Annotated in this window: 9 protein-coding genes; 4 read left to right on the forward strand and 5 right to left on the reverse strand. The window is 74.7% G+C overall.

The window, feature by feature from the left end; all coding sequences use genetic code 11:
* Window positions 1-104: 104 nt before the first annotated feature.
* Together ACZ7JZ_RS35615 and tsaD are read right to left on the reverse strand one after the other, a co-directional pair.
* Entirely contained in the window at window positions 105-440 is a 336-nt protein-coding gene (locus ACZ7JZ_RS35615) for an antibiotic biosynthesis monooxygenase family protein (protein WP_470947208.1), read from the reverse strand.
* 64 nt (window positions 441-504) lie between these two features.
* Window positions 505-1,572 (reverse strand): tRNA (adenosine(37)-N6)-threonylcarbamoyltransferase complex transferase subunit TsaD, encoded by a 1,068-nt coding sequence (gene tsaD / locus ACZ7JZ_RS35620; protein ID WP_470947226.1) that lies wholly within the window; start codon window positions 1,570-1,572, stop codon window positions 505-507.
* A 108-nt stretch (window positions 1,573-1,680) separates the two neighbouring features.
* On the opposite strand from tsaD, the gene ACZ7JZ_RS35625 reads away from it, so the two are divergent.
* Entirely contained in the window at window positions 1,681-2,055 is a 375-nt protein-coding gene (locus ACZ7JZ_RS35625) for a PadR family transcriptional regulator (RefSeq protein ID WP_470947211.1), read from the forward strand.
* Window positions 2,052-2,660, forward strand: coding sequence for an HAAS signaling domain-containing protein (locus ACZ7JZ_RS35630; RefSeq protein ID WP_470947213.1), 609 nt, complete (start codon window positions 2,052-2,054; stop codon window positions 2,658-2,660). Before ACZ7JZ_RS35625 ends, ACZ7JZ_RS35630 begins: the two co-directional genes overlap by 4 nt.
* A gap of 50 nt (window positions 2,661-2,710) precedes the next feature.
* Here ACZ7JZ_RS35630 and ACZ7JZ_RS35635 read toward each other — a convergent pair whose 3' ends face one another.
* Together ACZ7JZ_RS35635 and ACZ7JZ_RS35640 are read right to left on the reverse strand one after the other, a co-directional pair.
* The gene (locus tag ACZ7JZ_RS35635; RefSeq protein WP_470947215.1) at window positions 2,711-3,115 is read right to left on the reverse strand and encodes a PIN domain-containing protein; all 405 of its coding nucleotides are present in this window, start codon (window positions 3,113-3,115) and stop codon (window positions 2,711-2,713) included.
* A 60-nt stretch (window positions 3,116-3,175) separates the two neighbouring features.
* The gene (locus ACZ7JZ_RS35640) at window positions 3,176-4,024 is read right to left on the reverse strand and encodes a class II glutamine amidotransferase (RefSeq protein WP_470947228.1); all 849 of its coding nucleotides are present in this window, start codon (window positions 4,022-4,024) and stop codon (window positions 3,176-3,178) included.
* Window positions 4,025-4,175: 151 nt separating this feature from the next.
* Between ACZ7JZ_RS35640 and ACZ7JZ_RS35645 the strand changes: the two genes are divergently transcribed.
* Window positions 4,176-6,473, forward strand: a complete 2,298-nt coding sequence (locus ACZ7JZ_RS35645) for a SpoIIE family protein phosphatase (RefSeq protein WP_470947218.1) — start codon at window positions 4,176-4,178, stop codon at window positions 6,471-6,473.
* A gap of 74 nt (window positions 6,474-6,547) precedes the next feature.
* On the opposite strand, the gene ACZ7JZ_RS35650 is transcribed toward ACZ7JZ_RS35645, so the two are convergent.
* Window positions 6,548-9,586 (reverse strand): HAMP domain-containing protein, encoded by a 3,039-nt coding sequence (locus tag ACZ7JZ_RS35650; RefSeq protein WP_470947220.1) that lies wholly within the window; start codon window positions 9,584-9,586, stop codon window positions 6,548-6,550.
* Window positions 9,587-9,693: 107 nt separating this feature from the next.
* Here ACZ7JZ_RS35650 and ACZ7JZ_RS35655 point away from each other — a divergent pair, with 107 nt between their 5' ends.
* The gene (locus tag ACZ7JZ_RS35655; RefSeq protein WP_470947223.1) at window positions 9,694-10,653 is read left to right on the forward strand and encodes a SigB/SigF/SigG family RNA polymerase sigma factor; all 960 of its coding nucleotides are present in this window, start codon (window positions 9,694-9,696) and stop codon (window positions 10,651-10,653) included.
* The last annotated feature ends 82 nt before the right edge of the window (window positions 10,654-10,735 follow it).

Below are 10,735 nucleotides of genomic sequence, written 5' to 3' on the forward strand. Positions count from 1 at the left end.
ATGCTCCGCGATGGAACCTTCTACGAATCACGCCTCCCCGAAGCGGTCGCCGCATGACCAGCTCAGCCTTGACGAAAGACATAGAGGCACCCCCCCCGGTCCGGCTACGGTCTCGTGTGCGTGGACCGGACCCGGAAGAGGCGGGGCTGCACGTCCAGGGCGATGGCGGCCGCCTGGTCCATGTGGACCTGGGCCGCCGGGTCGGCGCGCATGGCCCAGTAGTGCTCCTCGGACTCCCACTGCGCGTAGTTGACGACGCGCTCGCCGTCCTCGCTCACGTGGAAGTTGGCGCACAGGAAGCCCGGCTGGTGCTTCATGGTCGTCTCCGTGGCCTCGGCCAGGAGGGCGACCAGCTCCTGCTGGCGCTCGGGGGCGACGGTGAAGACGTTGATCAGCGTCGCGACCGGGCGGCTGGAGTCGATGTTCGCGGTAACGGTCATGGATCCATTTGTCCCCTTACTCGACGAGATGACCACCAGACGGCGGGGAAATCCCCCGATCCGGCTAGACGATCTGGGCGACGGGGACCCCGGGCCGGGCGGCCGGGTGCAGGGCCGCGTACTCCAGGGGCGCAGACGGGTCGATGGACACGTCCCAGGGCGCGGGCCCGGCACCGGCGCGCACCAGCAGCTCCCCCACGGCGGCGATCATCGCCCCGTTGTCCGTGCACAGGGTCAGCGGCGGGACCCGCAGCGCGACCCCCGCGGCCGCGCAGCGCTCCTCCGCGAGGGCCCGGACGCGGGAGTTGGCCGCGACCCCGCCGACCACCACCAGGGTCCGGACCCCGTACTCCCGGCAGGCGGCCAGCGCCTTGCGGGTGAGCACGTCGGCGACGGCCTCCTGGAGGGAGGCGGCGCCGTCGGCCAGGGGCAGTTCGGTGCCGGCCTGCCGGTGGCGTTCGGCCCAGCGCGCGGCCGCGGTCTTCAGCCCGGAGAAGGAGAAGGCGTACGGGGCGTCCTTCGCGCCGGTCAGCGGCCTCGGGAAGGCCACCGCGCACCGGTCGCCCGTCCGCGCGGCCCGGTCGATCGCGGGGCCGCCCGGGTAGGGCAGCCCGAAGACCCGGGCGACCTTGTCGAAGCACTCGCCGGCGGCGTCGTCGACGGTGTCGCCGAGGTGCAGGATCGGCTCGCGGACGAGGTCCCGTACGAGCAGCAGCGAGGTGTGGCCGCCGGAGACGATCAGCACCATGCAGGGGTCGGGCAGCGGCCCGTGCTCCAGGGTGTCGGCGGCCACGTGCCCGGCCAGGTGGTGTACGCCGTACAGCGGCACCCCGGCGGCGTACGCGAGGGCCTTCGCCCCGGCCAGGCCCACCTGGAGCGCGCCCGAGAGCCCGGGGCCGGTGGTGACCGCGACCGCGTCGAGGTCGCGCAGCCGCAGCCCGGCCCGGTCCAGGGCCTCCTGCACGACCGGGCCGAAGGACTGGAGGTGCGCGCGGGCGGCGATCTCCGGGACCACTCCCCCGAACCTGGCGTGCTCGTCCATGCTCGACGCCACCACATGGGCGAGCAGCCGGCCGCCGGACACGATCCCCGCGCCCGTCTCGTCGCACGACGACTCGATGCCCAGCACCACGGGAGCGCCCACGTCGGCCTTCTTTCGCAAGTTCAGAGTTGTTGCACATTACTCGCAATAAGGTACCCGCACTCAGGGGTACTTGCCCTGCCATGTATCTTGCATCGCATGGAACCAGGCGATTCGACCAAGCAGGCCCGTGCGGCCGCCCAGCTGCGCAAGGGGGTGCTGGAGTACTGCGTCCTCGCCCTGATGCAGGACCGGCCGCGCTACGGCGTGGAGCTGCTCCACGCCCTCGAGGAGTCCGGCGCACTGGCCACGAGCCAGGGCACCGTCTACCCCCTGCTGTCCCGGCTCCGCCGGGAGGACCTGGTGACCACCACCTGGCAGGAATCGGCCTCCGGGCCGCCGCGCCGCTACTACGCGCTGACGGACACCGGCCGCGCCGCGCTCGACGAGTTCACGCGCGTCTGGCCCGGCTTCCGCGACGCCGTCGACACCTTCCTCGCCACCCCGCAGCACCTGACCGGAGACCCCGCATGAAGACCTCTGCCGACCCCGTACGCGACTACCTCGACGCCGTCGGGCGGGAGGCAGCCGCACTCCCCGCCGACCGGCTCCGGGAGCTCCTCGCGGACCTCGCCGAGCACGTGGAGGTCACCCGCGCCGAACGCCCCGGTACTCCCGTCGGGGCGGTCCTGGCCGAGCTGGGGGATCCCCGTACGATCGCGGAGACCGCGCTGTCGGAGGCGGGGATCGGGGCCGGCCGGACGGCGGGCGCACCGGCCGCAGGCGCCGCAGGGCCCCTGCGGCGGGGCCGGGTGCACCCGCTGGTGCCGCTGCTGATGCTCACGCTGCCGATGCCGTTCATGATGGCGGTCACCGCCGACGCCGCGCAGATCACCGGCGTCCTGTTCCGCCTCGCCGGTGCGGTGCTCCTGTGCACCTCGGTGCACTGGACCGCCGCCCGCAAGACCGCCGGCGTCCTGCTGGCAGCCGTACTGCCGAGCGTCTTCATAGGCTCGTGGAACGCCTACAGCGGCGGCCCGGATGCCGGGGCCCCGGCCTTCTTCGCCAACCTGGCGGTGTTCGCCCTGATGGCGGGCGCGGCGGTCTGGCTGTGGCGGGTGCGCCGGCGCGGGGTCTGAGACCCCGCGGGCGGTGCCCGGGGCGTGGCGCCCGGGTCCGGGCTGACGGATCAGACCGGGCGGACCGAGCGGGGGCCCGCGGTCCGGGCCCCGACCTGGTGGACCCGGGTGCGCAGGGCGCGGTCCGCGGTGACGACCGTGCAGTCGCGGTCCGCGTGCGCGGCGGCGAGGGCGACGATCAGGTCGTCACCCTCGCCGGGGGCCTCCTCGATGCGGACGCCCGGCACGGAGGGGACCCCGCGGGCCGCCCCTTCGAGGACGAGGACGACCTCCTCACCGGTGTCCCGCTCCGCCAGGTGGTCGCGCAGGCGCTGCGCGGCCCCCTTCCGGTCGCGCCACCAGCCGTCGGGGACCGAGCCGACGACGTTCGCGCCGTCCACGATGAGCAGCGGGGGCAGGTGCTCCGCGGGCCCGGGGGCGGGGGTGGCCGCGGGGGTGTCGTACGTCGGGGGCATGGGTTCCGTTCGCTGCGGTGGGCTCGCCGTCGGTCGAGGATAGGGCGGATCCGCCGCCCTTCACACCGGCTGCGGGGTGAAGGGGAGGTACTCCGGAGCGCCGGGCTCCTCCGGGGAGGGGACGACCGTCCGGCTGGCCTCGGGCAGTTCGTTCCAGACCCCCGGGAGGTCGCCCAGCGGTTCGGAGACCACGAGCCGGGTGGCGTCCGAGACCTCGCGCAGGAACTCCAGCTCGGGGTGGAGGCGGCGCACCGTCTCCGCCCTGGAGCTGTAGAAGAGGGTGCGCGAGCGGCCGCGGCTGCTGTAGCGGAAGGCCCACACCCGCTCGCCGTCGCTGACGGCGACCGTCATCTGCAGGGGGTCGGCCACCCCGTGCTCCGCGCCGACCCGCTCCACCAGCCCCGCCATCCGGGCCACGGCCCCGGGGACGTCCTGGTCGAGCCCGTAGGTCACCGCGAGGTAGAACATCACCTCGGAGTCCGTCGAGCCCTCGATGGCGGGGAAGAGCGCGGGGTCCACGGCCAGGGCCAGGTCGCGCTGGAGCCGGGGGAAGTCGGTGATCGCGCCGTTGTGCATCCACAGCCACCTGCCGTGCCGGAAGGGGTGGCAGTTGGTCTGCTGGATCGCCGATCCGGTGGAGGCGCGGACGTGGGCGAAGAACAGCCGGGAGCGGACGTGCCCGGCGACCTCGCGCAGGTTGCGGTTGTTCCACGCGGGCGCGGTGTCGCGGAAGACCGCCGGGGTCCCGCCGGGCTCGTCGCCGTACCAGCCGATGCCGAAGCCGTCCCCGTTGGTGGGCTCGGCCCCCATGCGCGCCCGCAGGCTCTGGTTGATCAGGGAGTGCTCGGGCCGGTACAGGACCGCGTCGAGCAGGATCGGCGTACCCGAATAGGCGAGCCAGCGGCACATGGTCTGCCCTCCCGGTCCGGCCGTGGATGCCCTAGTAATATCCATATTGATACTTTTTCTTCGCTTCGCGCTCTTGAGCGTACGTCTGCTCCTCCGTCCGGCCCGTCCGCCGCCCGTCGGTCCGGGCGCCGCCACGTCCCCGGGAGCCGCCATGGCCGAGCAGCCCGCCGACGCACCCGGTGCAGCCGACGGCCCGTCCGCGCAGGACGCCCTGGTCCGTTCGGTACGCGCCCTCACCCGCGAGGTGGCGGCGCTGCGCGCCGAGCGGGCCGACCGGCAGCTCGCCGACCTGGCGACCGGGGTCCTCGTGGCCCAGCTGTCGGCCACGCCGGCCGAGGCCTCGGACCACCTGGCCGGGCTGTCGGCCCGGGCCGGGATCGCGCTGCCGGAGGTCGCGGCCGACGTCGTGAACGCCGCCGCGGGGGCGCCCGTGGCCCGCGCCGGGCCCGCGGCACCGGACCCCGCACCGGACGGCTCCGCCGGGCGGGTGCTGCCCGTCGACGCCGCGGTGGGGTCGGCCGCGGGCGGCGGGGAGGCCGCCGCCGCCCTGCTGGCCGGGCTCGAACCGCTCGGGGTGCGGTCCGTGTGGCTGTGGCGGCGCACGGCCACGGACTGCCTGCGGCTGACCGCGCACGCGGGGGGCAGCGGTCTCCAGGCCGAGCACTGGCAGTGGCTGCCGGCCCATCTGGAGGACGCGCTCCGCGAGGCCGTCGAGACCGGCGAACCGCGCTGGCTGCCCGCGGGTCCCGCGGCGGGGCTGCCGCTGCCGGGCCCGGCGGCCGGGTCCGGGCGCGCCGTGCTGCCGCTGCGCAGGAGGGGGCGGACCACGGGGGTGATGCTGGCCGCCTGGCCGGGTCCGGCCGTGCTGGACGGCGCGGTGCAGCAGGCCCTGGAGGACGCCGCGGGCACCGCGGCGACGGTCCTCGACGCACATCCCGCGCAGCGGGGCGCCGCTGCCGGAGGGGACGCGGAGGGGGCGGGTCCGCTGGCCGCGCTGCTCGACGTGCTCGTCCACCCGGGACTGCTGCTCGCCGAGGCGGCGGAGGGCTCCGGCTGGCGGGTCGAGTACGCCAATCCGGTGGCCGCCCGGCAGCTCGGCGGGGTGCCGGAGCCCGCGGGGCGTCCGCTCGCCGAGGTCCTGCCGGGCCATTTCGCGGCCCTGTCCCGGCTGCTCGGGCAGCTGCGCACCACTGCCGGACCGCACCGGGCGGACCACGTCCCCGGGCACGGCGAGGGTGCGCTGGTCGACGTACGGGCCGTGCCGCTGGCGCCGGGGCGGGCGGTGGTGCTGTGGCAGGGCGGGGGCGTGCCGGGGCAGCTGCTGCCGCAGGCGCTGGCCCGGCTGGAGCACATCGCGCTGTTCGAGGACGACCTGGTCACGGGCGCGTCCCGGTGGAGCGCGCGGGCGTACTCGCTCTTCGACATGGCACCGGGCGCGCAGGCGCTGCCGCTGGACGCGCTGGCGGCGCGGCTGCACCCCGGGGACCGGCCGGCGCTGGCGGCCCTGCTGGAGGCGCTGACCGGGCGCCGGGAGGGCGGGACGGCGCAGGTGCGGGTGGTGCGGGCGGACGGCGGGGTGCGGCATGTGCGGATCGCGGCGGAACCGCTGGTCGAGGGGGGCGTGACGGTGGCAGTGGCCGGGGTCTGCCAGGACGTGTCGACCCTGCGGCGCACGGAGGTCGCCCTCGGGGCCACGTACGACCAGCTGGCCCTGGTCGAGGCGGAGGCGGCGGTGCGCCACCGGATCGTCCGGCAGCTCCAGGAGGCCATCGCGCCGGGGATCCCCGCGCCGGAGGACCTGCCGGGGCTGCGGGTCACCGCCCGCTACCGGCCGGCGCAGGAGGAGTACCGGGTGGGCGGCGACTGGTACGACGTCCTGCCGCTGGAGGGCGGGCGGGTCATGCTCGCGGTCGGGGACATCGCCGGGCACGGCGTAGAGTCCGCGACCGCGATGGTGGCCCTGCGCAACGCGCTGCGCGGGCTGGCCTACTCGGGGCGCCCGCCGGGACTGCTGATGCGCTGGCTCAACGAGGTCGCCCTCGGCAGTGCCGGGCATCCCACGGCCACCGCCGTCTGCGCCCTGTACGACCCCGGGCAGCGCACCCTGCGCTGGACGAGCGCCGGCCACCTGCCGCTCCTCCTGCTGCGCGGGGGCCGCGCGGAGCTGCTGGAGGCGCCGCACGACCTGCTGCTGGGCGCCGTACCCGCGGTCGGCTACGAGGAGGCGCAGACCCGGCTGCTGCCCGGGGACCTGCTGATCCTGTACACGGACGGGCTGGTGGAGCGCCGGCACGGGGTGCTGGACGAGGGGCTGGCGCTGCTGGCGCGGACCGTCGAGCGGATGCGGGCGGCGGGGGCCGGTCCCGCGGAGCTGGCGGACCGGCTGCTCGCAGAGGTGCGGGGCGATACGGACGACGACACGAGCGTGGTGCTGGTGGAGGTGGTCTGAGGGGCGGCGGCGGAGGGGCGACGGGTGGGCGGGCCGGGGGCGGACCGGGGACAGCCGGGGCCGGGCCGGGGCGGTCAGGCGAGCCAGGTGCGGAGCCGGGCCGCGAGTTCGTCGGCGTCCACCGGTTTAGTGACGTAGTCGTCGGCTCCGGCCGCGAGGGCCTTCTCGCGGTCCCCCGGCATGGCCTGGGCGGTCACGGCGACGATGGGGACGCGGGTGCGGCCGGGCAGCCGGCGGATCTCCGCCGTCGTCTCGTAGCCGTCCATGCCCGCCATCATCAGGTCCATCAGGATCAGGTCCACGCCGGCCTCCTCCCGGAGGATCCGCAGGCCGGTCCGGCCGTCCTCGGCGTGCAGGACGCGCAGGCCCTCGCGGCGGAGGATCTCGGTCAGGGCGAAGACGTTGCGGGCGTCGTCGTCGACGACGAGGACGGTCCGGGCGGCGCTGCCGCCGGTACGGGCTCCGGGGCCGGCGTCCCCCTGCCCCGCGGGCTCCGCCGCGCCCGCGGCGGCCGGTCCGTCCGTACCGGCCGGGGCTTCGCCGTCCCGTGCCGCGGGCGCCTGCGCGGCGGCGGGGTCGGCCGCGGCGGGGTCGGGGCCGGACGGCGGCCGGCCCGGGCCCGTCGGCAGGTAGAGGGCGAAGACGCTGCCCTCGCCGGGGGTGGAGCGGGCCTCGACCGCACCGCCCAGCAGGTGGGCCACCTGACGGCTGATGGACAGGCCGAGGCCGGTGCCGCCGTAGCGGCGCCCGGTGGTGCCGTCGTCCTGCTCGAAGGCGCCGAACACGGTCTCCAGCCGCTCGGCGGGGATCCCGATGCCGGTGTCGCAGACGCGGAAGACCAGGACGGGGCGGCCGTCGCGGACCATCGTGGCGGGGACCTCGGCGGGTTCGGCGGTCTCCACGCGCAGTTCCACGTGCCCGCGCTCGGTGAACTTGAGCGCGTTCGCGATCAGGTTGCGCAGCACCTGGCGCAGCCGGGCCTGGTCGGCGTACAGCTCCCCGGGGATACCGGGGCCGGTCAGGACGCGCAGCTGGAGGTCGCGGGCGGCGGCCACCGGCTGGAAGGTGGCCTCCACGTAGTCGAGGAGCTGGCGCAGGGCGAAGGTTTCGGGGTGGAGGTCCATCCTGCCCGCCTCGACCTTCGACAGGTCGAGGATGTCGTTGATGAGCTGGAGCAGGTCGGAGCCCGCGGAGTGGATCACCTCGGCGTAGTCGACCTGCTTGTCGGTGAGGTTGCCCTCCGGGTTCTTGGCGAGCAACTGGGCCAGGATCAGAAGGCTGTTGAGCGGGGTGCGCAGCTCGTGGCTCATGTTGGCGAGGAACTCCGACTTGTACATGGAGGTCCGCGAGAGCTGCTGGGCGCGGGCCTCCAGCTCCTGCCTCGCCTGCTCGATCTCCAGGTTCTTGCGCTCGATGTCGCGGTTGCGGTCGGCCAGCAGGGCCGCCTTCTCCTCCAGTTCGGCATTGGACCGGCGCAACTCCACCTGTCCTTCCTGGAGTTCCTGGGAGCGGGAGCTGAGTTCGGCGGTCAGGCGCTGGGAGCGGTCGAGGAGCTCGTCGGTGCGGGCGTTGGCGATGAGCGCGCTGACGGTCACCCCGATCGACTCGGTGCACTGGTCGAGGAAGTCCCGGTGGATGGCGGTGAAGGGGGTCAGGGAGGCCAGTTCGACCGCGCCGAGCACCTGGTCCTCGACGACGACGGGCAGGATGACGAGGACGGCGGGTTCGGCGCTGCCGGTGCCGGAGGCGACGGTGGCGTACCCGCCGGGCAGCCCCTCCACGGTGACGGTGCGCCGGGTGGCGGCGGCCTGGCCGACCAGGGACTGGCCCAGGCGGAAGCGGCGCGGGGGTGCGCCCGGCTCGTCGGGGGACCCGTAGGCGGCGCGGACCACCAGGTACGGGGGCCCGGGCGCCTCGGCTTCCCCGGGGCCGGTGCCGGGGGCGCCGTCCTCCGTCAGGAAGAAGGCCCCGTACTGCGCCGAGACCAGCGGGGGCACCTCGTCCATGACGAGCCGGGCGAGCTCGGTGAGGTCGCGGGTGCCCTGCATGAGTCCCGCGACGCGGGCCAGGTTGGTCTTGAGCCAGTCCTGCTCCTGGTTGGCGCGGGTGGTCAGGCGCAGGGACTCGACCATCGCGTTGATGTTGTCCCGGAGGTCGCGGACCTCGCCGGGGGCCTCCACGGTGATCGAGCGGGTCAGGTCGCCCTCGGCGACCGCGCTGGTGACGGCGGCGATGGCGCGGACCTGCCGGGTCAGGTTCCCGGCCAGCTCGTTGACGTTCTCGGTCAGGCGCTTCCAGGTGCCGGAGACCCCTTCCACCTCGGCCTGGCCGCCGAGCCGGCCCTCGGTGCCGACCTCGCGGGCGACGCGGGTGACCTCGGCGGCGAAGGAGGAGAGCTGGTCGACCATGGTGTTGATGGTGGTCTTGAGTTCGAGGATCTCCCCTCGGGCCGCGACGTCGATCTTGCGGGTGAGGTCGCCCTGTGCGACGGCCGTGGTCACCTGCGCGATGTTGCGCACCTGGTTCGTCAGGTTGTCGGCCATCGAGTTGACGTTGTCGGTGAGGCCCTTCCAGGTGCCGGAGACGCCCTGGACCCGGGCCTGGCCGCCGAGTTTGCCCTCGGTGCCGACCTCGCGGGCGACGCGGGTCACCTCCTCGGCGAAGGAGGACAGCCGGTCGACCATCGTGTTGATGGTCTCCTTCAGCTCCAGGATCTCCCCGCTCGCGGCCACGTCGATCTTGCGGGTGAGGTCCCCGCTGGCCACCGCGGTCGCCACCTGCGCGATGCTGCGCACCTGGGAGGTGAGGTTGTCCGCCATGGTGTTCACGCCGTCGGCGAGCTCCTGCCAGATGCCGCTGACCCGGTGCACGCGGGCGTGCCCGCCCAGCAGGCCCTGACCGCCGACCTCGCGGGCCACACGGGTGACCTCGGCCGTGACCAGCGACAGCTGGTCGACCATCCCGTTGTAGACGGTCGCGATCTCCCCGAGGAGGCCTTCGGCACCCTCCGGGAGGCGGGTGGTGAAGTCCCCGTCGCGGACGGCCGTGAGTCCGTCGAGGAGCCGCTGCAGGCCCTCCTCGCTCAGCTCCGGCCGGTACTGCGCATCACTCATGCGGGACCTCCGGTTCCACTCTGGCACGGGGGGACGGATCGGGACATCCCGCTTGAGGCGTCCGGGGTGCGGGTATCAGACCCGAGGGGCCTCCTCCGAGGAGTCTCATGTCCATCCACCGGAACACCACCCCGATCAAGACCGCCACCGCAGGCCACACGGCTGCACCACGGGCCGGGCGCACCGCAGCCCGCGCACGCCCGCCGGAGGGCGCGGATCCGTCGGACGGCAGGGCCGCCGCCGCCGGCGTCCCGGCGATCGCGGACCCCCTCTCGGTGAGCACCGACGACGCGCGCACCCTCTCGGCGGTGCTGTTCCGCCGGCTGCGGGAGCTGGAGGAGGGCACCGCCTCGTACTCGTACGTGCGCAACACCCTCGTCGAGCTCAACCTGAGCCTGGTCAAGTACGCGGTCACCCGCTTCCGGCACTCCCGCGAACCGCGCGAGGACCTGGTCCAGGTCGGCACGGTCGGCCTGATCAAGGCCATCAACCGCTTCGACCCCGAGCGCGGGGTCGAGTTCGTGACCTTCGCCCTGCCGACGGTGCTCGGCGAGATCAGGCGCCACTTCCGCGATGCGACCTGGGCCGTCCGGGTGCCGCGGCGGATGCAGGAGCTGCGGATCGACCTGGCGAAGGCCTCCGACGCGCTGGAGCAGGAGTTGGGCCGGGCGCCGGTGGCGGCGGAGCTCGCCGAGCGCCTCGGGCTGCCGGAGGAGCAGGTCCGGGAGGGCCGGATCGCCGCCAACGCCTTCACGAGCCAGTCACTGGACGTACCGCGCGGCGAGGAGCACGACGGGCCGCACACGCAGGACCGCTTCCTCGCCTCCGAGGAGCCCTGCTTCGAGCTGATCGAGGACCTGTCCTCGCTGAAACCGCTGGTAGCCGGGCTGTCCGAGCGGGACCGGACCATCCTGCGGCTGCGCTTCGGCCAGGAGCTCACCCAGGCCGAGATCGGCCAGCGGCTGGGCGTCTCCCAGATGCACGTGTCCCGGCTGCTGGCCCGGATCCTCGGCACCCTGCGCGCGGGCCTGGTGGCGGAGGGCCGGCCGGCCGGGGACGGGGACTGAGGTCCCGCGCGGTGCGGGGTTCCGGACGGTGGGGAGGGGGGGCTGGGAAACCAACAAAGGGGGGAGAGAACAACGACCCTCT

It is taken from the genome of Streptomyces sp. NPDC038213 (assembly GCF_055600495.1).

Excerpts from the sequence above, each read along its gene's own strand:
- ACZ7JZ_RS35625 (WP_470947211.1), top strand. The coding sequence starts at position 1,681 with ATGGAACCAGGCGATTCGACCAAGCAGGCCCGTGCGGCCGCCCAGCTG.
- ACZ7JZ_RS35645 (WP_470947218.1), top strand. The coding sequence starts at position 4,176 with ATGGCCGAGCAGCCCGCCGACGCACCCGGTGCAGCCGACGGCCCGTCC.
- ACZ7JZ_RS35640 (WP_470947228.1), bottom strand. The coding sequence starts at position 4,024 with ATGTGCCGCTGGCTCGCCTATTCGGGTACGCCGATCCTGCTCGACGCG.
- ACZ7JZ_RS35650 (WP_470947220.1), bottom strand. The coding sequence starts at position 9,586 with ATGAGTGATGCGCAGTACCGGCCGGAGCTGAGCGAGGAGGGCCTGCAG.
- ACZ7JZ_RS35655 (WP_470947223.1), top strand. The coding sequence starts at position 9,694 with ATGTCCATCCACCGGAACACCACCCCGATCAAGACCGCCACCGCAGGC.
- ACZ7JZ_RS35615 (WP_470947208.1), bottom strand. The coding sequence starts at position 440 with ATGACCGTTACCGCGAACATCGACTCCAGCCGCCCGGTCGCGACGCTG.
- ACZ7JZ_RS35635 (WP_470947215.1), bottom strand. The coding sequence starts at position 3,115 with ATGCCCCCGACGTACGACACCCCCGCGGCCACCCCCGCCCCCGGGCCC.
- ACZ7JZ_RS35630 (WP_470947213.1), top strand. The coding sequence starts at position 2,052 with ATGAAGACCTCTGCCGACCCCGTACGCGACTACCTCGACGCCGTCGGG.